18 protein-coding genes are annotated in these 25,127 nt (G+C 53.1%); 12 read left to right on the top strand and 6 right to left on the bottom strand.

The genetic code is table 11. The annotated features are described in order from the left end of the window. Nucleotides 1-82 precede the first annotated feature (82 nt). On the top strand, nucleotides 83-871 hold the full coding sequence (locus R2K28_RS19860; RefSeq protein WP_316367205.1) for a dienelactone hydrolase family protein: 789 nt from the start codon (nucleotides 83-85) through the stop codon (nucleotides 869-871). Between the two features lie 11 nt (nucleotides 872-882). Here R2K28_RS19860 and R2K28_RS19855 read toward each other — a convergent pair whose 3' ends face one another. The 4 genes from R2K28_RS19855 to sucC are packed head-to-tail and all read right to left on the bottom strand — an operon-like array spanning nucleotide 883 to nucleotide 4,619. Continuing rightward, on the bottom strand, nucleotides 883-1,662 hold the full coding sequence (locus tag R2K28_RS19855; protein WP_316367203.1) for a hypothetical protein: 780 nt from the start codon (nucleotides 1,660-1,662) through the stop codon (nucleotides 883-885). Between the two features lie 9 nt (nucleotides 1,663-1,671). Further along, nucleotides 1,672-2,544 carry a PPK2 family polyphosphate kinase gene (locus tag R2K28_RS19850; RefSeq protein ID WP_316367201.1) on the bottom strand — a complete coding sequence of 291 codons (873 nt, stop codon included), beginning with the start codon at nucleotides 2,542-2,544 and terminating at the stop codon, nucleotides 1,672-1,674. Between the two features lie 22 nt (nucleotides 2,545-2,566). Beyond that, nucleotides 2,567-3,436: a succinate--CoA ligase subunit alpha gene (gene sucD / locus R2K28_RS19845; RefSeq protein ID WP_316367200.1), complete on the bottom strand. Its 870-nt coding sequence runs from the start codon at nucleotides 3,434-3,436 to the stop codon at nucleotides 2,567-2,569. 22 nt (nucleotides 3,437-3,458) lie between these two features. Then, nucleotides 3,459-4,619 carry an ADP-forming succinate--CoA ligase subunit beta gene (gene sucC / locus R2K28_RS19840; RefSeq protein ID WP_316367198.1) on the bottom strand — a complete coding sequence of 387 codons (1,161 nt, stop codon included), beginning with the start codon at nucleotides 4,617-4,619 and terminating at the stop codon, nucleotides 3,459-3,461. A 487-nt stretch (nucleotides 4,620-5,106) separates the two neighbouring features. Here sucC and R2K28_RS19835 point away from each other — a divergent pair, with 487 nt between their 5' ends. After that, the gene (locus R2K28_RS19835; protein ID WP_316367197.1) at nucleotides 5,107-6,456 is read left to right on the top strand and encodes a KamA family radical SAM protein; all 1,350 of its coding nucleotides are present in this window, start codon (nucleotides 5,107-5,109) and stop codon (nucleotides 6,454-6,456) included. A gap of 261 nt (nucleotides 6,457-6,717) precedes the next feature. Further along, the gene (locus tag R2K28_RS19830) at nucleotides 6,718-8,022 is read left to right on the top strand and encodes a citrate synthase (protein ID WP_316367195.1); all 1,305 of its coding nucleotides are present in this window, start codon (nucleotides 6,718-6,720) and stop codon (nucleotides 8,020-8,022) included. A 268-nt stretch (nucleotides 8,023-8,290) separates the two neighbouring features. Here R2K28_RS19830 and R2K28_RS19825 read toward each other — a convergent pair whose 3' ends face one another. Together R2K28_RS19825 and R2K28_RS19820 are read right to left on the bottom strand one after the other, a co-directional pair. After that, entirely contained in the window at nucleotides 8,291-8,902 is a 612-nt protein-coding gene (locus tag R2K28_RS19825; RefSeq protein WP_316367194.1) for a hypothetical protein, read from the bottom strand. A 7-nt stretch (nucleotides 8,903-8,909) separates the two neighbouring features. Next, nucleotides 8,910-11,381: a penicillin-binding protein 1A gene (locus R2K28_RS19820; RefSeq protein ID WP_316367192.1), complete on the bottom strand. Its 2,472-nt coding sequence runs from the start codon at nucleotides 11,379-11,381 to the stop codon at nucleotides 8,910-8,912. A gap of 207 nt (nucleotides 11,382-11,588) precedes the next feature. On the opposite strand from R2K28_RS19820, the gene R2K28_RS19815 reads away from it, so the two are divergent. From R2K28_RS19815 to gltB, 9 genes are all read left to right on the top strand, one after another. Next, on the top strand, nucleotides 11,589-12,662 hold the full coding sequence (locus R2K28_RS19815; protein ID WP_116447244.1) for a pilus assembly protein PilM: 1,074 nt from the start codon (nucleotides 11,589-11,591) through the stop codon (nucleotides 12,660-12,662). After that, nucleotides 12,662-13,222: a PilN domain-containing protein gene (locus R2K28_RS19810; protein ID WP_116447245.1), complete on the top strand. Its 561-nt coding sequence runs from the start codon at nucleotides 12,662-12,664 to the stop codon at nucleotides 13,220-13,222. Before R2K28_RS19815 ends, R2K28_RS19810 begins: the two co-directional genes overlap by 1 nt. Beyond that, on the top strand, nucleotides 13,219-13,821 hold the full coding sequence (locus tag R2K28_RS19805; protein ID WP_316367190.1) for a type 4a pilus biogenesis protein PilO: 603 nt from the start codon (nucleotides 13,219-13,221) through the stop codon (nucleotides 13,819-13,821). The genes R2K28_RS19810 and R2K28_RS19805 overlap by 4 nt, the downstream gene beginning before the upstream one ends. Beyond that, nucleotides 13,818-14,357: a pilus assembly protein PilP gene (locus R2K28_RS19800; RefSeq protein ID WP_116447247.1), complete on the top strand. Its 540-nt coding sequence runs from the start codon at nucleotides 13,818-13,820 to the stop codon at nucleotides 14,355-14,357. Before R2K28_RS19805 ends, R2K28_RS19800 begins: the two co-directional genes overlap by 4 nt. An 85-nt stretch (nucleotides 14,358-14,442) precedes the next feature. After that, nucleotides 14,443-16,551, top strand: coding sequence for a type IV pilus secretin PilQ (gene pilQ / locus R2K28_RS19795; RefSeq protein ID WP_316367187.1), 2,109 nt, complete (start codon nucleotides 14,443-14,445; stop codon nucleotides 16,549-16,551). Between the two features lie 164 nt (nucleotides 16,552-16,715). Beyond that, nucleotides 16,716-17,237, top strand: coding sequence for a shikimate kinase AroK (gene aroK, locus R2K28_RS19790; protein WP_316367186.1), 522 nt, complete (start codon nucleotides 16,716-16,718; stop codon nucleotides 17,235-17,237). 22 nt (nucleotides 17,238-17,259) lie between these two features. Next, nucleotides 17,260-18,351 (top strand): 3-dehydroquinate synthase, encoded by a 1,092-nt coding sequence (gene aroB / locus R2K28_RS19785; protein WP_316367185.1) that lies wholly within the window; start codon nucleotides 17,260-17,262, stop codon nucleotides 18,349-18,351. A gap of 26 nt (nucleotides 18,352-18,377) precedes the next feature. Next, nucleotides 18,378-20,063 carry an AAA family ATPase gene (locus tag R2K28_RS19780; RefSeq protein ID WP_316367184.1) on the top strand — a complete coding sequence of 562 codons (1,686 nt, stop codon included), beginning with the start codon at nucleotides 18,378-18,380 and terminating at the stop codon, nucleotides 20,061-20,063. Nucleotides 20,064-20,489: 426 nt separating this feature from the next. Then, the gene (gltB, locus tag R2K28_RS19775) at nucleotides 20,490-25,127 is read left to right on the top strand and encodes a glutamate synthase large subunit (RefSeq protein ID WP_316367183.1); all 4,638 of its coding nucleotides are present in this window, start codon (nucleotides 20,490-20,492) and stop codon (nucleotides 25,125-25,127) included.

Raw genomic sequence — 25,127 nt, 5'->3', positions numbered from 1 at the left:
ATGTTACCCACGGAACTGTGTTATGTGTAGGGGGAACAAATAAAATGGTGTGTGTGACAAATTCTTGAGGAGGAGTATAGCGATGAACAGGTTTGTATTGACATGGGTGATGTGCTGTTTTCCATTGACTGCCCTGAGCGCAGTCGTCGGTGAGGAGGTTGTGTATCAGCAGGGTGATACGCGGATGAAGGGCTACCTTGCCTATGATGATGCGATCCAGGAGAAGCGTCCCGGTATCCTGGTGGTGCACGAGTGGTGGGGACACAATGCCTATGCCCGCAGCCGCAGCAAGCAGCTGGCCGCCATGGGCTACACGGCGTTGGCTGTTGATATGTATGGGGACGGCAAACAGGCGGATCATCCAAAGGATGCTGGGCGGTTCGCCGGCGAAGTAAAAAAGAACATGGAAACGGCAAGTGCCCGCTTCCAGGCTGCAATGGATCTGTTGTCGGTACACCAGACAGTTGCCGCAAGCGACATTTCCGCGATCGGTTACTGTTTTGGTGGCGGTATGGTATTGGAGATGGCGAGACGCGGCCTTGATCTTGATCTGGTGAGTAGTTTTCACGGCAGTCTGCCCACCTCCACGCCGGCGGCAAAAGGGGTGGTAAAGGCGGAGGTTCTGGTATTCAACGGCGCAGATGACCCGTTTGTAAAGCCCGAGCATATCGAGGCGTTCAAGGCCGAAATGGACCAGGCCGGCGTGAAATACAGCTTTACCAACTACCCAGGCGCCAAGCACTCATTCACCAATCCTGAAGCCGACAAGTTCGGTAACAAATTCGATCTGCTGCTGCAGTACGACCCGTCAGCGGACAAACAATCCTGGCAGGCCCTGACGCAGGCGCTGGATGGGATCTATGGGAAGTGATGCCCGCCGGCTCAGTCTCTTAGGCACCCTACCCGGCGGCAGATGCTTTCAGCCCGGTTGCTGGCATGGCTTTCCATGAACATGGCAAAGTGGATCTTTTCCGTGTCGAGGGGATCACCACGCTCGAGGGCGGCGAGGGTCTCATCAGGCAAGTGGCGTAGCCAGGTCTGGATAAATCTGTCGCGCCCACCCGTTATTTCGCAGCGTTCAGCGTGGGCTAGCTGGTGCAATAGCTTAAGCGACAGGATGGGTGTCTGGGGATTGGTCCAGGCGTCGACCTGATCCTTGTCGGCACAAAAAATCTGGCGACAATCGGTGAAACAACCATTCATGAGTGCCTTACTATGGGCCAATTCGATGCTGTTGAGATCGATCCCGGAGAAGAATATCGCCAGCTTATCCCGAGACGCCTTGGGCAGGCGCGATGCGGCACCGGTGCGGCGTTTTTCGACTATACTGATGAGCCGGTTGAACTGCTCCACCAGTTGTTGATTCTTAGCGCTGAAAAGGTTGTTGTTTGACCTGCCGAGCCTGGCGGGTCGTTCATGCCGCTTGTCGCGGCAGGCTGAAAAGCTTGGGCCTGTGCTGTCGGAGAATCGCTCAATAACCTCGAATCCCCTGGGACACTCCTTGCGCGAAACAAAACAGGGTAAACGGTTTGTTTCCCGATAATCGCTGCACACAGTAACGGCCAGCTGGCGGTTACTTCGATGCTCCGGGTTGATCTCCGCCTGGCTGTTGCTTAGGCAGATTAGAGCCAGGCAGATTGTTGTGATATGCCAGAGGCGCATGGTTGGAATTCATGCCTCTTTGTTAAGTACTTTACGCATTTCGTCAAAGCGTTCGGTTTCGTTCTTGTCAGCCTGGGGATAGTGTGGATCCATGCCTTCCAGGGTTTTGCGGATAATGCGGGCAACCTGCCAGCGCATATAGGGTTTATCATCCGCGGGTATGGCATACCAGGGTGCCCATGGCCGGGAGCTCGCCGCCAGGGTCTGGTGATAGGCGTGCATATAACTATCCCAGTGTTGTCGTTCCTCCACATCCTTGATTGAGAATTTCCAGTTTTTTCGCGTTTCATCCAGGCGAGAGATAAAACGTCTGCGCTGTTCATCCCTGCTCACATTGAGCCAGAACTTGAGGATCACCGTGCCGTTCTCCGCTAAGTGCCTTTCGTACTGGCGAATGGATTCAAAACGCTGTTGCCATAGTTGTTCCAGGTCATCAGGAATATGGATGCGCTGGGTATCCAGATACTCGGGATGGATACGCACCACCAGGGTTTCCTCGTAGTAGCTGCGATTGAAGATACCGATGCGCCCGCGCTCCGGGAGTGCGCGGGTGGTACGCCACAGAAAGTCGTGATCCAGCTCCTCCTTGGAGGGTTGTTTAAAAGAAAAAACCTGACAGCCGGCGGGGTCGATGCCGGTCATTACTGCGCGTATGGTGCTGTCCTTGCCGGCGGCGTCCATGGCCTGGAAGATAATCAGAAGGGAACGGCGGTCCTCTGCATAGAGCCTGCGCTGGAGTTCATCCAGCCGGTCGATCTCCTTGGCCAGGGCCTTCTTGCAGCCTTTCTTTCCCGGCGCCTCCTCCGGGGGTAGGGTAGTCAATGCCGGCTTCTTCAATCGACCATCGAATGTGACGAGATATGGACTTGTGGGTGGTTTCATTGTCTCATCTGCCCTCCAGCCATTAAGCGAGCAGTCCGGCCATACGGCTGCCCATTTCCGCGGGTGATCTTACCACCTGAGCCCCGGCGTTTTCCAAGGCCTCGAATTTGGCTTCGGCAGTGCCCTTGCCGCCGCTGATGATTGCCCCCGCGTGGCCCATTCTTTTCCCCGGTGGTGCGGTAACGCCTGCTATGTAGGCTACCACTGGCTTGCTGATATGGGATTGAATGTAATCTGCGGCCTCTTCCTCTGCGGAACCACCGATTTCACCTACCATGATTATGCCTTCAGTCTGTTCATCATCCTGGAACAGCTTCAGGCAATCGATAAAACTTGTGCCGTTTATGGGGTCGCCGCCAAGACCGACACAGGTGCTCTGACCCAGGCCGGCAAGGGTGGTCTGATGCACGGCTTCATAAGTCAGTGTGCCGGAGCGGGACATGACACCTACCCTGCCAGGTTGGTGGATGGATCCAGGCATGATGCCTATCTTGCAGGCACCCGGGGTGATTATTCCAGGGCAGTTAGGGCCGATCAGGCGGGCATTGTAGGATCCGAGGGCCTCCTTGACTTTCAGCATATCCAGGATGGGTATGCCTTCGGTGATACAGGCTATGACACGGATACCGGCATCCGCAGCTTCGATGATCGCATCGGCGGCGAAGGGGGGTGGTACGTAGATCATGCTGGCATCTGCGCCGGTGCTGGCGACAGCGTCATGAACCGTGTCAAAGACCGGTCTGTCGAGGTGGGTTTGTCCCCCCTTTCCGGGGGTCACGCCACCCACCAGCTGGGTACCGTAGGCAATTGCCTGTTCTGAGTGAAAGGTGCCCTGTTTGCCGGTGAAGCCCTGACAGATGACCCGGGTGTTATTGTCGACGAGAATACTCATTGGTTTGTATTACCTATTTTAATCAGGCTGCGGCGGAAACGGCTTTTTTTGCGGCTTCGGTAAAATCATTGGCGGTGAGGAAATCCAGTCCGCTGGATTCAAGCATCTCGAGTCCCTGTTGCGCATTGGTCCCTTCGAGCCGCACCACCACCGGCACCGTGACGCCGATGCTTCGAGCGGCAGTGATGATGCCTTCCGCGATCAGGTCGCAGCGAACGATACCACCGAAGATATTGACCAGTACCGTTTTGACCTTGGCGTCGGAAAGGATGAGCTTGAATGCCTCTGTCACCCGTTCCGCGGTTGTTCCGCCTCCCACGTCGAGGAAATTGGCGGGTTCGCCGCCATGCAGCTTGACCATGTCCATGGTCGCCATCGCCAGACCGGCGCCGTTCACCATGCAGCCGATACTGCCGTCCAGGGTGATGTAGTTGAGATCGTGCTTTGCTGCAGCGGCCTCTTTCGCGTCCTCCTGGGTGATATCCCGTAACGCGGCCAGGTCCTGATGGCGATAGAGGGCATTGCTGTCCAGGTTGATCTTTGCATCCAAGGCCACAAGATTGCCTGCTGCGGTGACAATCAGCGGATTTATCTCGATCAGGCTGATGTCCTTGTCCATATAGAGTTGATAGAGGGCCATCATGATCTTGGAAAATTGTTTGATCTGGTCACCTGTCAGGCCGAGCCCAAATGCGAGTTTGCGGCATTGGTATGGCAACATCCCGGTCGCTGGGTTGACGATGGTGGTGAGAATTTTCTCGGGAGTCTCCGCGGCGACCTCCTCGATGTTCATGCCACCGGCGGCCGAGGCCATGAAGGTGATGCGCGAGCGTGATCGGTCAAGCAGGGCGCCAAGATAGAGTTCCCTGGCAATATCGCTCCCCTCTTCCACCAATACAGTATTTACCGGCAGACCCTGTGGGCCGGTCTGCTTGGTGACCAGGGTCATGCCAAGGATCTCCCGGGCCGCCTCTTCCGCCTCATCCAGAGAGCGAACCAGTTTGACCCCTCCCGCCTTGCCGCGTCCACCCGTATGGGCTTGTGCTTTTACCACCCAGATGCTGCCGCCTAGTCCCTGCGCCGCGGTTCGGGCGTCGCTTGGGCTTGAAACGGACTGGCCCTGTGGTACAGGTATGCCATAACTGGCGAAAAGTGATTTAGCTTGGAATTCGTGTAGGTTCATGATGTCGCCTTTGGTGTTTTTATGTGCCTTCTTGTTAATTTATGGGCATATAAAACTTATTATGAAGGGTGAGGCCGATTTTTTATAGTGCTTTGCACAAAAAGTTCTGAAGCAGCTCTGATTCAGGCTGATATTACTGTTGATCAGGGTATAACTGTTACACAAAATAGAGGTTTGTCAATCAAGGTGAGAAGAAGTATTGCATTTCCAAATGAATGCTAAATACGCTTCTATATGCGCTTATTGTTCAGTAATTGTTAACAAATAACTCGATTGTCCTTAAAAAAGCATAATGCCGGCTTAAGCTTTTTTTGCTGAAACTGCCATTGTTTGTTAGGGTACGCCTCCTTATGCCCGATTCTCTGGTTGTTTGTGAGGTGCCTGATTTGCAATTGAGTCACTGTCGAATGCCGGTGGTTATGGGCTGCATTTTGCATCCATATAAGGGATCTTGGATTGTGATAGTAGATCCCTTGAGGAGATGACTATGCTGCTTAATTCCCATTCATCCAGATCGTTGTTACACGCGGTCGATTTTGAGTATTCACCACAGCGTTTTACTGTCTATACTGCCCGTGACCTGGATCGAATTAGCCAGTTGGAACGGCTTCCCGATGAGTTGCGCTTCGAGATGAAGGTTGTCTCTGCCATATTGCCTTTCCGAGTCAATGAGTATGTGTTGAATGAGCTTATCGATTGGGAACAGGCACCCGAAGATCCAATCTTTCAGATGACCTTTCCCCAGCGTCGCATGTTGTCGGATGTGCATTTCAACCGCATGGCGATGGCGATTCGTTCTGGTATGGACAAGAAGGCCCTGCAGGCGGTGGCCAATGAGATTCGGGCAGACCTCAACCCCCATCCGGCAGGGCAGTTGGAGCACAATCTACCGCTTGATGAAAACGGTGAGCCTATAAATGGCCTGCAGCATAAATATAAGGAAACAGTACTGTTTTTCCCCAGTCAGGGGCAAACCTGCCACACTTACTGTACCTTTTGTTTCCGATGGGCGCAGTTCATCGGTGACAAGTCTTTGCGCATGGCGACGACTGAGGCGGATAGGCTCTATACCTATCTGCGTCTCCACCCGGAGGTGACTGACCTGCTTGTGACCGGTGGCGATCCTATGGTGATGAAGAGCAGGCAGTTAAAGGCCTATCTGGAACCGCTGCTCCATCCTGAGTTCAACCATATTCAAACCATTCGTATTGGCACCAAGGCATTGACTTTCTGGCCGCATCGATTTATTTCTGACAAGGACGCTGATGAACTGATTGAATTAATTCATCATCTGGTGTTGGCTGGTAAACATGTTGCCATCATGGCCCATTACAATCACTGGCGAGAGCTGGATACCGACGTTGCCCGTGCTGCCATTCGCCGGGTGCGTGCGACTGGTGCAGAAATTCGCAGTCAGGGTCCTTTATTGGCCCATGTCAACGATAAGCCGGAGGTATGGGCGAAACTATGGAGTGAACAGGTAAAACTGGGCGTAATCCCTTATTACATGTTCGTGGAGCGAGACACCGGTGCTCATCGATATTTCGAGGTCCCCCTATACAGGGCATGGCAGATCTATCGTGATGCGATGAAGCAGGTTTCCGGGTTGGGTCGTACGGCACGTGGACCCAGTATGAGCACCGGTCCTGGTAAAGTCGAGATACAAGGTGTCAGCGAGATCAATGGTGAGAGGGTGTTTGTGCTGCGCTTTATTCAGGCACGGGATAACGATCTCGTGCAGCGGCCCTATTTTGCTCAGTATGATGAACAGGCCACCTGGTTTGATCAGCTGCAGCCGGTCCAGGGGCAGGCTTTGCCCTTTATGGAAGATAAATAAGTCAGCATAATCACTTCCCCATGATTGCCGTCATTCACTATCGGAAAGGCTAGTGGGGATGAGTTTGGCAAAAAACAATAGTTATCATTTACATAAACTGGTTGATGAACCTGGTCCTCTCCAGGCTATAATTTTGCCTCCTATAAAAAATAGTAATGTTTAATTGATGTCGTTTTTACCATACGCGATCTAGGGTATTGTCAGTCGCAGACGCAATGCACTGATCGGACGTAAGCCTTGAAGTAACTCACGGAGCTCAACATGGCGGATAACCTAAAGACCTATACCTTGACGAATGACGAGACTGGGGTGTCGATAAAATTGCCTGTAAGGGAATCGACGCAAGGTCCCCCCGCAATAGATGTCTCGGCACTCTACAAAGAGGCCGGAGTCTTCACCTATGATCCAGGGTTTATGTCCACGGCAAGTTGTAAAAGTAAGATAACCTTCATCCAGGGCGAGGTGGGTATTCTGGAGTATCGTGGCTATCCCATTGAACAGCTGGCAGAGAATGGCGACTTTTTAGAGACTGCCTATCTGCTCTTGAATGGAGAATTGCCAACAGATGGGCAGCTGCAGGATTTCGACCAGCTGATCAACCGCCACACAATGTTGAACGAGACCCTGACCCATTTTTTTGATGGTTTTCATTATGATGCGCACCCTATGGCCATCATGGTGGGGGTGGTTGGTTCACTCTCCGCTTTTTATCACGACTCACTGGATATCAATGATTCGGAGTTGCGCAGAGTCGCGGCGCACAGGTTGATTGCGAAAATGCCGACGATTGCCGCAGCCAGTTACAAACACAGTGTGGGCGAGCCGTTCATGTATCCACGCAACGAGCTCTCCTACTGCGCAAACCTGTTGCACATGATGTTCGCCACCCCCTGCGAAGAGTATGTAGTGGATCCGGTTGCAGAAAAGGCGCTGAATCTGCTTTTTATCCTGCATGCGGATCATGAGCAGAATGCCAGTACCTCCACTGTGCGGCTCGCGGGCAGTTCGCTGGCCAATCCCTTCGCCTGTATCGCTGCAGGTATAGCGTCGTTGTGGGGGCCCGCACATGGCGGCGCCAACGAGGCGGTCCTGGATATGCTCAGTGAGATTGGTGATGTATCTCAAATTGATAAATATATCGCCAAGGCCAAGGATAAGGACGACGGTTTTCGTTTGATGGGATTCGGGCATCGTGTCTACAAGAAGTACGATCCGCGTGCCGGTATCATTCGCGAGGTTTGTCATGAGGTATTGGCAAAACAGACGGACACCAAGAACAATCCAATGTTTGAGTTGGCTCAGCGGCTGGAAGAGATTGCACTGAATGATGAGTATTTTATCGAACGCAAGCTCTATCCGAATGTGGATTTCTACTCCGGTATCATCTACCGGGCGCTGGGTATACCCAACAACATGTTCACGGTAATGTTCGCTATTGCCCGGACTGTGGGGTGGGTGGCCCATTGGTTGGAAATGATGGATGACCCGAGGCAGAAAATCGGTCGCCCGCGTCAGATCTATAAGGGCTATGCCAGACGCGATTATGTGCCTTCAAGCGAGCGATGATCTAGGGCCTGTTAACACTAATCCAATGCACACTGTTGTGCCTGAAAAAGCGCCAATCAAGGCGCGAGGAGAGAAGTTTGGTCACTCCAAATGAACGACGAGCAACGCTGAGTGGCGCTTTTTCAGGCGCAACCCGAAGGGCTGGGGCTGTTTTTGCGCCCAGCGGCGTTATCATTCGCTCATGTAGCCGGGCTACACCACGCTCATTCTGCCTTGCTGGGCGCAAAAACAGTCCCAGCAGAGTGCATTGGTTTAGTGTTAACAGGCCCTAACTGCTTTCATCGACTGTTTCGATGAGTTGTTGCAGCTGTTTGATGGTCGCACCCTGGATGGGCTGATTGTCCAGCGGATCTAATGGACGGTTACGCGGGTTATGCGCTGGAAGTACGCTCAGTTCGAAACCGACACCGTCAGCAGTGAATAGAAAGCATGGTACCGACTCTGTGTTGCCATCGCTGAAGTGCATCCGGCGCTGCTTTTCCTGCCAGGGGATCTGCAGATCGGTCAAAGTGAAGAGTAGATCTTCGGGGGTATCGGCAAACAGGTGCAATCGCACCTTGCTGTTACTATCGGCAGTGCCATCCAGGACGGCACCCACAAGCCTGGGTTGAAACTGTCTTAAAGCCTGCATGGCATTGAGCGCGCTGAGACGCAGGGCATGCATGCTATCGGACTGACTCGACCCCCGCAGCAAGCGTTGTTGCTCCCTCAGTGCGTTTTCCACTTCGTCCCGGGAGGGTAGAAGCTGGCGTTTTGTGACACCATATTTCGCTGCTGCTTTCTGACAGGCATAACTGATGTTGTCACTACGCAGTTCGGTCAGAATGCGCGCTGCCTCATAGGCGATTAGTCGCTGTAATTCACGTTTTCCTGTCTGCATGGCCGGTTTAAAAGGGATCTTCTATGGGTGTTATGTTTGTCTGAGAGCTACTCCCTCCGATTTGCCCGGAACGGCCTTTTTGCGGAATTTTAGGTGCTTTGTCGACCTCGAATACCTCGAAGATCGCATTCGTGCTGCCGACACCCACCGGTTGGCCGGAATCGACATCAATCCGCATAGTGACCATTTTGGGTGGCATGTCAGGTATGACCTCTTCGACGCCGTTCAGTGCCACCTGCATATAGTCTATCCAGGCGGGAAGTGCGGCACGGCCGCCAACTTCCCCCCGACCCAATGGCTCCACATCATCAAAGCCGAGCCAGGTGGTTGTGACCAGATAGTGGTTGAAGCCGTTGAACCAGGCATCTCGTTGATCATTTGTGGTACCTGTCTTGCCCGCAATATCCTTTCTGCCAAGAGAGCGGGCCTTGCGGGCGGTGCCTTGCTGAATGACATCGCGCAGCATTGAATGCATCAGGTAGTGGTTCTGCTCGGTAATGGCGCGTTTTGCACAGCGTGGAATCAAGTTTTCCGTCTCACCCTCTACGTCCTCTGGTTCGGGTGGTGTCGCTTCAAGGGAGGATTGGGCGGCCTCTTCGGCCAGTTGTTGCATGGATTTGTCGCAGACCTGAATCGGGTTTGCCTGATAAATGGCATTATCTTGATCGTCACGGATCAATTCTATGATGTGGGGTGGTACATAGAAGCCGCCGTTCGCCAGGGTGCTATAGCCGCCGGCCATGGCGAGGGGCGTGACCGAGCCACTGCCTAATGCCAGGGAGAGGTCGTGGGGCAGGTCATTTTTATCGAAGCCGAAGCGGGTAGCGTAGTTGATGGCGTGCCTTATACCCATCTTGCGCAGTAATCTGATGGAAACCAGGTTGCGGGAGTGAGTCAATGCAAAACGGAGTCGTGTGGGACCAAAAAACTTGCCGCTATAGTTTTCAGGTCGCCAAACTGCCTCAAGGGCGTCATCTTCAAATACCACCGGGGCATCGTTTATCAGGGTGGCGGGGGTAAAACCGGCTTCCAGGGCGGCAGAGTAGATGAAGGGTTTGAAGCCCGAACCGGGTTGACGCTTGGCTTGTGTCACCCGATTGAACTTGCTGAGATAAAAATCGTAACCACCGACCAGCGCCTTAATTGAGCCATTGTCCGGTGATATCGAAATCAGCGCACCAGAGGCGGCAGGGATCTGCGCCAGCCGCCAATAGGGATCACCCTCTTCAGGGATCTCCCAGTAGAGGTAGATTTGGTCGCCGACGGAGAGAATCTCTTGAGTCGTCTTGGGCGCCTCTTTTTTGATGTCATGGTTGACGTAGGCGCTTGCCCATGACAGGGCCTGCCACTCGAGTTTCAACCTCTCACCCTGGGCTGTAAGGACCTCTGCATGCTGCTCGCCAATGGCTGTGACAATGGCCTTTTTCATGCTTGTGACATCCTGCTGTTCGTCAAGCAGGGCTATCAGTTCAGACTCATCCGTAATGTCGGTGATATCATGCTGTCCCGCTACACCACGATAACCGTGCCGTTTGTCATAGGCCTGGATTGCTTGACGTAGCGCATGATTTGCAGCAGATTGCAGGTGGCTGTCGATGGTTGTGGTGATACTATAGCCACTGGTGTATGCGTCCTGACCAAAGCGATTGACCGCCTCTGCCCGGGCCATTTCGGCAACGTAGGGGGCTTCGACTTCGCTTGGGGCGGTGTGGAGTTTGGCGGTTATCGGTGCAGCTTTTGCTGTGTCGTACTCTAAATGGCTGATATAGTTGAGCTCCCGCATACGACCCAAAACGTAATTTCGGCGCAGTAATGCCCGTGATGGATCAGATATGGGGTTATAGCGGGATGGGGCTTTGGGGAGCCCTGCAATCATGGCAATTTCAGAAAGCTCAAGTTTTTCTACAGGTCGGCCGTAATAGACTAAGGCAGCCGCACCGACACCGTATGAGCGGTGGCCGAGGTAGATCTTGTTGAGATAGAGTTCGAGAATCTCCTCTTTGGAGAGCATCCGTTCGATCTTCAACGCGAGAAATATCTCATTGAGTTTTCGGGTGTAGGTTTTTTTGCGGCTGAGGAAGAAGTTCCTGGCGACCTGCATGGTGATGGTACTGCCGCCCTGTCTTCGCTCACCGGTGAGCAGGAGCTGCATGGCGGCACGTAGTATGCCTTGATAGTCTACGCCGGGATGTTGGAAAAAGCGGTCGTCCTCAGCGGCGAGGAAGGCATTGATCATGATTGGCGGGATTTGTTCGAAATCGAGTGGTTCTCGACGTTTCTCGCCAAACTCAGCAATGAGCAGGTGATCGTAACTGTAGATTCGAAGGGGGACCTGTAGTCGCACATCCTTGAGTGTTTCGATGGATGGCAACTTGGGTTCAAGGTAGAGATAGGCGCCAAAAAGGGTAACGGCACCTATCAATGACAGGCCGAATAAGAAGTAAACGAGGTATCTTGTGAGTCTGTAAAACGACTTCATGCGCTGGTTCACAGAATTAGTTTATCAGGGCAGACCAGAATGGTCCGTATGAAGGTCGATAGTCTAGCAAATAAAATGTGAGCATTATTAGCTCTTTTGTGAAAAAATGTCTTCACAAAAAAATCATTTGCTGCTATATAGTTACTTACTCTATTTAAAGAGAATCCTAGTTAAGTTCTGCGGCATAAGGATTGTTTAGGTAACCGCATGTCACTATTCGGAAGAAAAAAACCGCCTTTGATAGGCATAGATATCAGCTCAACAGCCATCAAATTGCTGGAGCTGTCCAGGGCTACCGGACGTAATGGCGCAAGCTACCGTGTGGAAGCCTATGGGGTAGAGCCCCTGTCGGGCAATGCAGTCGTCGAGAAGAATATCGCGGAAGTCGATGCTGTCGGTGAGGCGATACGCGCAGCGGTCAGACGCTCCGGGTCGAGGGCCAAACATGCTGCGGTAGCGGTATCCGGCTCAGCTGTGATCACCAAGGTCATATCGATGCCGGCTGCCCTTTCTGATCAGGAGCTGGAGAGTCAGATTCAGCTTGAAGCGGATCAGTATATTCCCTACCCACTGGAAGAGGTCAACCTGGACTTTGAGGTCATCGGCCCAACAGAAAAAAATGCCGAGTTGGTGGATGTGCTGTTGGCCGCCTCCCGCAGCGAGAATGTTGACGATCGTGTCGCGGCACTGGAGTTGGCCGGCCTCTCCGCTCACATTGTGGATGTAGAGGCCTACGCCATGGAGAACGCCTGCTCCCAATTGATGGATCAGCTCCCCGAGCATGGCGAGGATCAAACCATCGCTATTGCGGACATTGGCGCCACCACCACCACACTGAATGTCCTGCACAACAACAAGATCATCTATACACGAGAACAAAATTTCGGCGGCAGGCAGCTGACGGAAGAGATACAGCGCCGCTACGGCCTCTCTATCGAGGAGGCCGGTATGGCTAAGCGGCAGGGAGGTCTACCGGATAACTATGTACCAGAGGTACTGGATCCCTTTAAGGAGGCCATGGCGCAACAGGTCAGCCGGTCATTGCAGTTCTTTTTCTCCTCCAGCTCCTATAATAGCGTCGATCATATCATTTTGGCCGGAGGCAGCTCATCCATCCCCGGCATAGACGATCTGATTGAGGAGAAATTGGGAACCCCGGCATCGGTAGCGAATCCGTTTGCCAACATGTCGGTTTCATCCAGGGTAAAACCCCAGGCGCTGAGTGCCGATGCACCGGCACTGATGATTGCCTGTGGTCTGGCATTGAGGAGTTTTGACTGATGGCGCGCATAAATCTACTCCCATGGCGTGAAGCGGAGCGCAAAGAGCGCCAGAAGGAATTCGGGCTGATGGTGTTGGCAGGTGCGTTGGCAGCTGCATTTATCGTATTTGGCATACACCAGCTGATCCTGAGCCAGATCGGGGCGCAGAATACACGCAACCAATATCTGGAGAAAGAGATAGCCGCTGTTGAAAAAGAGATCCGTGAAATACAGGATCTTGACAAAACCAAGCAAAATCTCCTGGCCAGAATGAATATTATCCAAGAGCTGCAGAGTAGCAGGCCGCAAATAGTGCACCTGTTCGACGAGGTGGTGACCTCGCTGCCAGACGGTGTTTTCCTCGATCAAATTGAACAGGTGGGCAACAAGGTTACATTTACCGGACAGGCCCAGTCGAATGCGCGAGTATCCTCCATGATGCGTAACATCGACGATTCTGAATGGCTGGAAAAGCCCTCCTTGGTGTTTATCGAGAGTAAGGAAAAGACCGGTACCGGATACAGCCAGTTTGAGCTTATGGTGAAACAAACCTCCCAGAATGCGGAGGCTGAGCAATGAGTATTATCGACGATCTCAATGAACTCGATTTCAATAATGTGGGCATCTGGCCGATGCCGATTAAAATCGTTGTGGTTGTACTGGCAGCCATCGCGGTTTTGGTTGCCGGCTATTATCTGGTTGTAGAGGAAGACATAGCCAATCTGGAAAAGGTGCAGAAAGAGGAGCAAACACTGCGTGCTGACTTTGCGAAAAAACAGAGAAAAGCAGCCAATCTTGACGCCTACAGAAAGCAGTTGGAAGAGATGAAACAGTCTTTCGGAACCATGTTGCGACAGCTACCGGATAAGACGGAGGTGGCTGAGTTACTTGTTGATGTATCCCAAACAGGCCTGGCAGCCGGACTGGAATTTGAGTTATTCAAGCCGTTGGATGAGGTGCCAAGAGAGTTTTACGCTGAGCTCCCGATACAGGTTAAAGTGACTGGCCAATATCATGAGTTTGGTCATTTTATCAGCGGGTTGGCTGCATTACCGCGAATCGTGACAATTCACAATATCAAGATAAGCAGAACATCGAAAGATGATGCAAATGCTGATCTGCTCCTTGAAGCGACAGCAAAGACTTATCGCTATCTTGATGAAGAGGAAGGTGAATGAGTATGCGTATTCTCAACCACAGGGTCCTGTTGCTTATTTCCCTTGTTTCTCTGGCTCTTCTGTCGGGTTGTGCCAATCCAAACCTGGAAGAGCTGAGTGGTTTTATCGCAGAGCAAAAATCAAGACCGCCGGAACGTATAGAGCCTCTACCCGAGATCAGACAGATCGAGACCTTCATTTACGCCGATACAGGGCGTAGAAATCCGTTTCTTGACATCAATGGTGAACAGACTGAAACGGCAAGTGTTGCGGGGAGTGGTATCAGGCCAGATTTCAACCGGCGTAAAGAGGAGCTTGAAAGCTTTCCATTAGACTCTATTCGGATGGTTGGCACACTAGAGCAAATCGGGGCCACATGGGGATTGGTGAAGACCAAGGAAGGGACTGTACACAAAGTTAAAAGCGGTAACTATATGGGCCAAAATCATGGCCGTATCTTACTGATTTCTGAAGACAGAATCGAATTGACTGAGATAGTACAGGATGGTTCTGGTGGATATATTGAGCGCCAGGCTGCGCTGGCGCTGGCGGAATAGTCAAGAGGAATTCGAGATGAGGGGTTTGCCAATGGCACTCAGACACAATTGGAAAAGTCATTCAGAAATGCGAGCAGCCAGGAGCATGAGGTTCAACGCCGTGATTCTGCTCTTGATCCTTTGGAGCACACCACTGATTGTGTTTGCTGAGGCATCTCTCAAGTCCATAAAATTCTCTGCCCTACCTGGAGACAGGGTGCAAATTTCCTTGGGGTTGACCGAGCCGGTGGCAGATCCAGTCAGTTTCACCACTGAAAATCCAGCAAGAATCTCCCTGGATTTTGCCGGTGTCAGTAACGTCCTTGGATACAAAACCAAGGTCATCGGTGTAGGGCCTGCTCACAGCATCACCGCACTCCAGGCGGGTAACCGAACCAGGGTCGTTATCAATCTAACGTCGCTGGTAGGTTATACAACAGAGGTGAAAGGCTCGGATGTGCTGGTAACCCTGGATGTGAGCAACAAAGGTATCGGATCGAGTACCGTTACCAAGGCCGCAGTCCCATCAGCGATGCCTGCCAGTAGTGATGGATCGGAGATTCGTGCAGAAAGCTACGGTATCGCCAATGTTGATTTTAGGCGTGGCGAAGCGGGCGAAGGCCGGGTGCTGCTCACGCTGACCAATGCCTCTACACCGGTAGATGTCAGGGAAGAGGGGGGTAAGATCGTTGTTGAGGCCTTCAAGACCAATATAGACTCCTCCCTGGTGCAATCCCTGGACGTTATGGATTTCGCCACACCTATCACCAAGATAGATACCAAGCCGGTAGGTGAAAACGTTAGAATCGAGATTTCACCCACCGGTGAGTATGACTACCTGGCATACCAGGCCAATGAAATCTTTACTGTGGAAGTCAGATCGCTGACCAGTCAGGAAAAAGAGGCGCTGCAAAAAGAGCGCCTGATATTCACCGGTGAAAGGCTTTCTCTCAATTTCCAGGATATCGAGGTAAGAGCTGTCCTGCAGTTGCTGGCTGACTTCACAGGTTTGAATCTCGTAACCAGCGACACCGTCGGAGGTCGTATAACCCTGCGCCTGAAGAACGTACCATGGGATCAGGCACTCGATATCATCCTGAAGTCTAAGGGTCTGTCCAAGCGTCAGATCGACAATGTTATCATGGTGGCGCCGACCGAAGAGGTGGCAGCGAGGGAACAGCTGGAACTCGAGTCCCAGCAGAAAATTGAGGAGTTGGCCCCCCTGCGTTCAGACTTCATTCAGGTCAATTACGCCAAGGCTGAAGATCTCGCATTGTTGCTAAAATCAGAGGAAAACCGCCTGTTGTCTGAGCGAGGCAATGTTACTGTTGACGTCCGTACCAATACCCTGTTGATCCAGGATACGGCAGCCAAGCTGGAAGATATTCGGCGTCTGCTGAAGCGACTCGATATTCCAGTCAGGCAGGTCCTGATTGAGTCGAGGATAGTGATTGCCAACAACGATTTTGCAAAGGACCTGGGGGTGCGGTTTGGCGCCAACTTCGATGGCTCGTTCGGTGATAACTTCTCCCTCACGGCCGGCGCTTTGCCAGGCTATATCGATAACACCTTTGGTATTGCTCCAGGCATTGAAATTAACAACGAAGATGGAGAAAACCAAGAGGGGTTGATGGTTAATCTGCCGGTTACCGCGCCGTCCGGCGGTTTGAACTTCCTGGTCGGGAAGGTTGGTTCATACCTGCTGCAACTCGAACTGACCGCGATGCAGACCGAGGGTCGGGGTGAACTGGTCTCGAGTCCACGGGTTATCACATCGGATCAAACCCAGGCCACCATCAAACAGGGTGTCGAAATCCCTTATCAGGAAGCGACATCCAGCGGTGCCACCAAGGTCTCTTTTAAAGAGGCGTTGCTCAAGCTGGATGTAACACCCCATATCACGCCGGATGACAGGGTTCGCATGGACCTGGTCATCAATAAGGACAACCCGGATTTTTCCAGGGCTGTGCTAGGTGTGCCCCCCATCGATACCAGGGAGATAGAGACAACTGTACTGGTGGATAATGGTGAAACTGTTGTCCTGGGTGGTGTATTTGAAAGAACCAAGCAGAAAAATACAGAGAAGGTGCCGTTTTTCGGGGATATTCCTTATGCGGGGGTCCTTTTCAGGCGCAATGAAAACATCGACAATAACAATGAGCTGCTGATATTCGTGACACCGAAGATTCTCAAGGAGACATTGACTGTTCGTTAACTGTCTTTAATATCCATTCAATAAGGCGCACCATCAGGTGCGCCTTTTTTGTTTGGCCTGAATCTATCTGTTTGAGATACTCCGCAATATAATGAAATATGACAAAAATTTTTAAAGGTATAGCCATTTCGGTACTTAACAGTGAAGTCCATGCCGAGTAATCAATGCGTACACAGAATCTCTTTTTGATTGGCCCGATGGGTGCGGGCAAGACTACAGTAGGCAAGCAGCTTGCTGAGTATTTTCATATGGAATTCATCGATTCCGATCATGAGATTCAGCGAAGAACCGGTGTCGATATCCCGACTATTTTTGAATTTGAAGGGGAGAGTGGTTTTCGTCAACGTGAAGGTGCTGTAATCGAGGAACTGACTGCCAGGGAAGGGATCGTGTTAGCTACCGGTGGCGGTGTTATCATGGGGGATGAGAATCGCAGGCTTCTCTCGGCTCGAGGCGTGGTTATCTATCTGTACTGCTCGGTTCGCCAGCAATATGAGCGTACCCACAGAGATAAAAACAGGCCCTTGCTGAACACGCCTGATCCTATGGCCAGGTTGAATGAACTGATGTTGGTGCGGGATCCCCTCTACCGACAGGCGGCAGATATGGTAGTGAGCACTGAAGGGCGAAATACGCATTCGGTAGTGCAGGATATTCGCAAGTCGCTTGATAAGTTGAGGCAATAATATCTTGAGTAGGATCAAAGAATTGAGTACATGTGAAAATAAATTGGATGTGGATTTGGGGGAAAGGAGCTATCCGATTTATATCGGAGCGGGGATCCATGCCGATGCAAGTTTTTATAGGGAATTTATTAGTGGCAACCAGGTTATGGTGGTCACCAATGAGACAATTGCGCCACTCTATTTGGATAAGACGACTGAAGCCCTCTCAGACTACGATGTGAAGACCTGCATTCTGCCTGATGGAGAGGAGTATAAAACACTCGAGGTTCTCAACCGGGTTTACACGGCTTTGCTGAAAGGGCGTTTTACCAGAAAAGCTACTTTGATTGCCCTCGGAGGCGGTGTAATTGGCGATATGACCGGCTTCGCGGCGGCGACTTATCAGCGGGGTGTGGATTTTATCCAGGTTCCCACTACACTGCTATCACAGGTCGATTCATCCGTCGGTGGCAAGACGGGTGTTAACCACCTTCTGGGTAAGAATATGATCGGTGCGTTCTATCAGCCACGCCTGGTGCTTGCCGACACCTCAACCCTGAACACTTTAGATGACAGGCAGCTATCCTCAGGTCTTGCCGAAGTGATCAAATATGGATTGATCGTTGACGCCGGGTTTTTTGCCTGGCTCGAGGAGAATATGGATGCATTGCTTGCCCGGGATCCGATCGCCCTTGCCTATGCAATTCAACGATCTTGCCGGTGTAAGGCCGATGTGGTTGAGGCCGATGAGAAGGAGGCGGGGCAACGCGCACTTTTGAATTTAGGTCACACTTTTGGCCATGCCATTGAAACGGGTATGGGATATGGTGAGTGGCTGCATGGAGAGGCGGTCGCTACCGGTATGTGCATGGCAGCAGATATGTCGAGGCGGCAGGGGTGGTTGTCGGAACAATCCTGTGAACGCATCTATCGGTTGATGGCGCGAGCGAAACTGCCAATAGAGCCGCCCGCCGAGCTCTCGAATGAGCGATTTCTTGACCTGATGGCGGTGGACAAAAAGGTACTGGACGGCCGTCTGCGACTCGTGCTCCTGAGAGATATCGGCAGTTCTTTGGTAACGGATGACTTTAGGATGCATAATCTGAATGAAACCTTGTCGCATTACAGTCATTGATAGCCTCTTCAAGGGGGAGTGCATGCATGTCTGACGCCAACGATTTTTTTTCCACATCGGAGGTAAGCGCGCGTCTTGACCTGGTGCGTCATTTGATAGAGAACAGTGAGCTGGTTCCGCTGGTCAGAGGCCCATCAGGCATTGGCAAGACACTACTTGCGACGAGACTCCAGCAGCTGGCGCCGGAGAACTGGTCAGTTTGCCATTTTGATGCCGATCCCACCATGCAGCCAGAACGCTTGCTGGCAACCATCGCTCGTTGTTGTGGATTGCCGGATATCGCCGGCGAACTGCTGCAGCGTTTAGTGGATAGATTCGAAGTATTACGTAAACGGGGTCGAATACCGGTAATGCTTGTTGATGATGCACAGATGCTACCACCCACGAGCCTTATCACACTGCTGCGACTTTTCGAAAGGCAACTGGATGGCGTGCGCCTGGTCAGTATTGTGTTATTTGCTGACGAACAGATCGATCTGCTGCTCTCGACCCCCCAACTCCAGGTAATGTCGCCCCAGGCGATACAGGTTATCGACCTGCCTCTGATGACACGCCAAGAGGCGGCAGCCTATATGCTGTTCCTGCTTAAGAGTGAAGGATTATCTGAGAATCTCGCCTTGGATGAGGTCAAGCTGAGCCGAATCTACCGGGAGACGAAAGGTAATCCTGGCCTGTTGGCATCGGCAATCCTCAATGCGGTGGGTGAGAATGGCAATGACATGAATCAGAGCTCATTTCTGAGCGGCTATAGAAAGCAGTTGCTTATCGGTGGCCTGCCCCTATTGGTAGTTGTGTTGCTGTTGATGTGGTTGATCTCCTCACTGTTTGAGCCCGAGCCGGTCACAATGCCTGACAGGCAGGTCGAAAGCACCATCGATCCACTGCCGGCTCCCGCATCCCATACTCAATCTGAGGCGCCAATCACGGGTACGCCTCAGGTAGGCGCGACGCCTCCACTGCTGGCGGAGAGTGGTGTCGAGGCGGGTTTGGTGGCAAAGCCTGAGATACCCGAAAAACCAGCCGATTCAATTCAGGAATCGACTCAGACCGCCGAGCTTGATGTTGTTACCCATGTGCAAGATGAGGTCGAGGCCTCACCTGCCTCTGCGCAGGTGCCGGAGGATAGCGCCGCATTGGGAAGCAGGGATGGGGGGGATAAGGCGCAACAATCAGTAGAAACCTCCGCTGTAGCTGAGCTGGCAACCGATGTGGATCAGGCTGACGTTGCTGATGCGGGCCTGGTGAAACAGCCTGAATTGGTGAACAGTCAGCCTGCAGATGAAGCAGAAACCGGATCGGTTTCCGAGAATTCCATGGCAGACCGCGTCGATGCAGCCCAAGCGGAACAAGAAATTCCGCAACCCGCTTCGGTTGTCGAGACTGCAGACCGAGCAACTCCGGTGAAGCCGGCTATCGAGGATGCTGCAACAGCCTGGGTAAAGTCGCGCTCACCAAGTGGTTATACCCTGCAGTTAATAGCGGTTGAAAACCTGGATTCATTGAAACGTTATATCGAGAAGAACGGTCTTGCTGCTGAAACCCATACCCTGAAAACGACCAGGAAGGGCAAGCCCTGGTATGCACTATTGTGGGGCGATTTCCCTGATCGAGAGAGTGCGCTGCAAGCCGCATCGGCCCTCCCGGCAAAGGTGCAGAAGACAGGCGTATGGGCGCGTACCTTCTCCTCACTTCAGCAGTCAATAGCCCAGTGATTATATGAATTTAAGTCATATTTTTCGGGATTGAGCTGTTTCAGTCGTATCTGATGTGACGCCAAGGGATATGCCAAGCCCTTATGGTTGTGCGATAAGTAATTGATATTAATTGTAATATCCTTCGGGTCTTGGAGGTTGCTCAGGTAGGCGCAAAGTCCCCTGCCGGGATCCACTTCCATGTTGCTGTTATCCGTTTCAAAACTAGCTTGAGAGGTGATTCTCAAGTATCCTACGATGTTCTGTGTCTTCGAGCGCTTCTGCCGCGATTACTCCACGCACATTGTGGTGGGGGTCCATGACCGGCAGGCCGCTTGATGTAAGCCAGTGACCTGACGGGTCGCTGTGTACTCCTTGTATCAGGTTATTGCATAACCCTCGGTGCGGTATTGACCAAACTGGGGCGTGCAAAATGAGGTTTGCGTAATGAGCCAAGGTGCTTTACCACCGAAACAGGGTCTTTATGATCCCGCTAATGAACATGATGCCTGTGGTGTTGGTTTTGTTGCCAATATCAAAGGTGTGAAGAGCCACGATACAGTACGCCAGGGTCTGGAAATACTGGATCGCCTGACTCACCGTGGGGCGGTTGGTGCCGATCCAAAGGCCGGTGACGGGGCAGGTATCTTGCTGCAGATTCCGGATGCCTTTTTTCGGGGTGTGGTCGATTTCGAATTGCCGGCGGAGGGTGACTATGCCATTGGCATGGTTTTTCTGCCGCAAAACTCAGCAAGCCGTGCCGAGTGTGAAGAGACGATTGAGTCTCTTATCGCTGGCGAGGCGCAAAAGCTGATTGGCTGGCGCGATGTCCCGGTGATAAACAGCGGGTTGGGCGAAAGTGTCATTCCCACTGAACCCCAGGTGCGCCAGGTGTTTGTCGCCCGAGGTGATAACTGCAAGGATCAGGACGCCTTCGAACGCAAACTGTTTGTAATCCGTAAACAGATCGAGAATCGTATCAGCAAGGCTGAACTGGAGGGGGGGAGTGATTTCTACTTTACCTCATTTTCATCCAGGACCCTGGTCTATAAAGGGATGCTGCTGGCGAATCAGGTAGGTGAGTACTACCTGGATCTGCAGGATGAACGCATGCAATCGGCCCTGGCCCTTGTGCATCAGCGTTTTTCCACCAACACCTTTCCGACCTGGGACCTTGCCCACCCATTCCGCATGATCGCCCACAATGGGGAGATCAACACCCTGCGCGGCAATGTCAACTGGATGCGCGCGCGCAAGAACTCCATGGCTTCCGAGGTTTTGGGTGAGGATCTGGAGAAGATCTGGCCGTTGATTCCCGAAGGTCAATCAGACTCGGCCTGTTTTGACAATGCGCTGGAGTTACTGGTTGCCGGTGGTTACTCCCTGGCCCATGCGATGATGATGCTGATCCCCGAGGCCTGGGGTGGCAACAAGTTGATGGATGACCAGCGGCGTGCCTTTTATGAGTTCCATGCCGCGCTGATGGAGCCCTGGGATGGCCCGGCCGCGGTTGCATTTACCGATGGTCGCCAGATCGGTGCGACCCTGGATCGCAATGGTCTGCGTCCCGCCCGTTACCTTATTACCGATGACGACCTGGTGGTGATGGCCTCCGAGATGGGTGTGCTGGACATACCCGAAGAGAAGATCGTAAAAAAATGGCGTCTGCAGCCCGGCAAGATGTTTCTCATCGACCTGGATCAGGGGCGTATCATCGATGATGCCGAAATCAAGGCCGAGCTCGCTGTCGCGAAGCCCTATCAGGATTGGCTGGATCAGACCCAGATCCATCTCGATTCACTGCCTTCGGATGTGGCCCCGATGGCGCCGGATGATGATAATCTGCTGGATGCGCAACAGGCCTTCGGTTACAGCCAGGAGGATATTAAGTTCCTGCTGACACCGATGGTGCTGACGGGGCAGGAGGCTACCGGTTCCATGGGTGCGGACAATCCACCCTCTGTACTCTCCCTGCGGGCCAAGCACCTGTCTACCTACTTCAAACAGAATTTTGCCCAGGTGACCAATCCACCTATCGACCCGATTCGGGAAGAGCTGGTTATGTCTCTGGTCAGTCTGATAGGTCCCAGGCCAAATCTGCTGAATATGGCGGATGCCGGGGATCATATGCGCCTGGAGGTCTCACAGCCGGTACTGACGAATGAGGATCTGGAGCGTATTCGCCATATTGAAGACAACACCGGGGGTGCGTTCAGAACCAAGACCCTGGCTATGGTCTATCCCTCCATGAGCGGTGCCGAAGGGATGCAAGCCGCTCTCACCAAGCTGTGTGAGCAGGCCGAGCAGAGGGTGCGCGAGGGTTTCAATATCCTGATTCTCTCCGATCGTCGGGTGGATGCGGATAATATCGCCATCCCCGCTTTACTCGCCACTTCGGCGGTACATCATCACTTGATACGCAAGGGTCTGCGTACCGAATCGGGACTGGTGCTTGAGACAGGTTCGGCCTTGGAAGTGCACCACTTCGCTACCCTTGCAGGTTATGGCGCAGAGGCGGTCAACCCCTATCTGGCCTTCGATACCATTCAGGCGTTGCTGCCCTCTCTGAGCGAGCCGCTGGCATTTGCCGAGGCCCAGAGACGCTATATCAAGGCGGTGGGTAAGGGCCTGAAAAAGGTCATGTCCAAGATGGGCATTTCCACTTATCAATCCTATTGCGGTGCCCAGATATTCGATGCGGTGGGTCTCTCCAGCGGCTTTATCGATGCCTTCTTTACCGGTACCACCACCACCATCGAGGGTGCGGGTCTGAATGAGATCGCCGCCGAGGCGGTTAAATGGCATGACAAGGCCTATGGTGATCAGCAGATCTATAAAAAGCATCTCGACGTGGGTGGCGACTATGCCTACAGACTGCGTGGCGAAGATCATAACTGGACCCCGGAGACCATCGCCAGGATGCAGCATGCCGTGCGCAGTAACGACTGGGACACCTATCAGTCCTTCGCCGATGCCATCAATTCCCAAAACGAGATTCTATTGACCTTGCGAGGACTGTTCGAGTTCAAGCGTGCCGAGCAGCCCTTGCCACTGGAGGAGGTGGAGCCGGCCAGTGAGATCGTCAAGCGATTCGCCACCGGTGCCATGTCATTCGGTTCAATATCCTATGAGGCCCATTCGACCCTGGCCAAGGCGATGAACGCCATCGGGGGTAAATCCAATACCGGTGAGGGAGGCGAGGAGCCGGAACGCTTCAATCCCCTCGAGGACGGAAGCAGGAATCCGGAGCGGTCAGCTATCAAACAGGTCGCTTCCGGGCGTTTCGGCGTTACCACCGAGTATCTGGTCAACGCGGATGATATCCAGATCAAGATGGCCCAGGGCGCCAAGCCCGGTGAGGGTGGCCAGTTGCCAGGCCACAAGGTCAATCAGCAGATTGCCCGGGTGCGCCACTCCACCCCTGGGGTGGGTCTGATCTCACCGCCACCACACCATGATATCTACTCGATTGAGGACCTGGCGCAGCTGATCCACGATCTGAAAAACGTCAATCCCAATGCCCGCATCTCGGTGAAGCTGGTGTCGGAGGTGGGTGTCGGAACCGTCGCCGCAGGCGTATCCAAGGCCCATGCGGATCATGTGACGATTTCGGGTTATGACGGCGGCACCGGTGCCAGCCCCCTGACCTCTATCAAGCATGCCGGTTCACCCTGGGAGATTGGCTTGGCGGAGACCCATCAGACCCTGGTGCTGAACAAGTTGCGCGGGCGTATCGCGGTCCAGGCGGATGGGGGTATGAGAACCGGACGGGATGTGGTTGTGGCTGCCCTGCTCGGGGCCGATGAGATCGGTTTCGCCACCGCGCCATTGATTGCCGAGGGGTGTCTGATGATGCGCAAGTGCCATCTCAATACCTGCCCGGTGGGCATTGCCACCCAGGATGCGGAGTTGCGCAAACGCTTCACCGGGGAGCCTGAACACGTCATCAACTACTTCTTCTTCGTCGCCGAAGAGGCACGCAGGTTGATGGCGGAGCTCGGTTTCAGGACCTGGAATGAAATGGTTGGTCAAAGCGACCGACTCGATATGCGTCAAGCGATCAAGCACTGGAAGGCGAAGGGGCTCGACTACAGCCGTCTGTTGAGCAAGCCGGAGGCAGCGCCGGATGTGGCCCTCTACAACCGCGAAACCCAGGATCACGGACTCGATAGGGCGATGGATCTGGAGCTGATCAAGCGTGCCCAACCCGCCCTCGAAAAGGGCGAGGCGGTGAAGATCGCTATCGATATCCACAACTACAATCGTACCTTCGGCACCATGTTGTCTGGGCGAGTGGCAGAGAAGTATGGCTATGCGGGATTGCCGGACGATACGATCTACATCAAAGTCAGCGGCACCGCTGGACAATCCTTTGGCGCCTGGGTGGCCAAGGGTGTGACCATTGAGCTGGCCGGTGAAGGCAACGACTATGTAGGCAAGGGCCTCTCGGGTGGGCGCCTGGTGATCTATCCGCCGGAAAATGCCGGCATCGGCAAGGCGGAAGAGAACATCATTGTCGGTAATACGGTGCTGTATGGTGCCATCAGTGGTGAATGTTATTTCCGAGGTGTCGGCGGGGAGCGTTTCTGTGTGCGCAACTCGGGTGTCACCGCGGTCGTTGAAGGGGTCGGTGATCACGGTTGTGAATATATGACCGGTGGGGTAGTGGTCTGTCTCGGTCCTACCGGACGTAACTTCGCCGCGGGAATGTCCGGCGGTATCGCCTATGTTTTGGACGAGGCCGGTGACTTCAGCGAACGCTGCAACCTGGCACAGGTTGAGTTGGAGCCGATCGAGGAGGAGGACGATGCCCTCGAAGCCCTGGATCATCAAGGTGGAGATCTCGAGAGCCACGGTCTGGTGGATCTTAGCCGCGATATGACGCGTTTCGATGCCCTGCGTTTGAAACAGCTGATAGAGCGTCATCTACACTACACCAATTCGGAGGTCGCAAAGCGGATTCTCAATAACTGGGAGAGTACGCTGCCAAAGTTTGTCAAGGTTATGCCGGTTGAGTATCGACGTGCGTTGAAAGAGATGCAGGCGCAACGCGCTGATTCGGCAGCCAGTCAGGGGAGCTACTAA

The organism is Candidatus Thiodiazotropha sp. CDECU1 (assembly GCF_963455295.1).
Lineage (GTDB): Bacteria > Pseudomonadota > Gammaproteobacteria > Chromatiales > Chromatiaceae > Thiodiazotropha.
Note: the sequence above shows the minus strand (reverse complement) of the source record. Positions and strands in the feature narration are given on the sequence as shown.

Bases quoted from the DNA above. Each gene is read 5' to 3' on its own strand.
- R2K28_RS19860 (WP_316367205.1), top strand. From the start codon at position 83: ATGAACAGGTTTGTATTGACATGGGTGATGTGCTGTTTTCCATTGACT.
- R2K28_RS19855 (WP_316367203.1), bottom strand. From the start codon at position 1,662: ATGCGCCTCTGGCATATCACAACAATCTGCCTGGCTCTAATCTGCCTA.
- R2K28_RS19850 (WP_316367201.1), bottom strand. From the start codon at position 2,544: ATGAAACCACCCACAAGTCCATATCTCGTCACATTCGATGGTCGATTG.
- sucD (WP_316367200.1), bottom strand. From the start codon at position 3,436: ATGAGTATTCTCGTCGACAATAACACCCGGGTCATCTGTCAGGGCTTC.
- sucC (WP_316367198.1), bottom strand. From the start codon at position 4,619: ATGAACCTACACGAATTCCAAGCTAAATCACTTTTCGCCAGTTATGGC.
- R2K28_RS19835 (WP_316367197.1), top strand. From the start codon at position 5,107: ATGCTGCTTAATTCCCATTCATCCAGATCGTTGTTACACGCGGTCGAT.
- R2K28_RS19830 (WP_316367195.1), top strand. From the start codon at position 6,718: ATGGCGGATAACCTAAAGACCTATACCTTGACGAATGACGAGACTGGG.
- R2K28_RS19825 (WP_316367194.1), bottom strand. From the start codon at position 8,902: ATGCAGACAGGAAAACGTGAATTACAGCGACTAATCGCCTATGAGGCA.
- R2K28_RS19820 (WP_316367192.1), bottom strand. From the start codon at position 11,381: ATGAAGTCGTTTTACAGACTCACAAGATACCTCGTTTACTTCTTATTC.
- R2K28_RS19815 (WP_116447244.1), top strand. From the start codon at position 11,589: ATGTCACTATTCGGAAGAAAAAAACCGCCTTTGATAGGCATAGATATC.
- R2K28_RS19810 (WP_116447245.1), top strand. From the start codon at position 12,662: ATGGCGCGCATAAATCTACTCCCATGGCGTGAAGCGGAGCGCAAAGAG.
- R2K28_RS19805 (WP_316367190.1), top strand. From the start codon at position 13,219: ATGAGTATTATCGACGATCTCAATGAACTCGATTTCAATAATGTGGGC.
- R2K28_RS19800 (WP_116447247.1), top strand. From the start codon at position 13,818: ATGAGTATGCGTATTCTCAACCACAGGGTCCTGTTGCTTATTTCCCTT.
- pilQ (WP_316367187.1), top strand. From the start codon at position 14,443: ATGAGGTTCAACGCCGTGATTCTGCTCTTGATCCTTTGGAGCACACCA.
- aroK (WP_316367186.1), top strand. From the start codon at position 16,716: ATGCGTACACAGAATCTCTTTTTGATTGGCCCGATGGGTGCGGGCAAG.
- R2K28_RS19780 (WP_316367184.1), top strand. From the start codon at position 18,378: ATGTCTGACGCCAACGATTTTTTTTCCACATCGGAGGTAAGCGCGCGT.
- gltB (WP_316367183.1), top strand. From the start codon at position 20,490: ATGAGCCAAGGTGCTTTACCACCGAAACAGGGTCTTTATGATCCCGCT.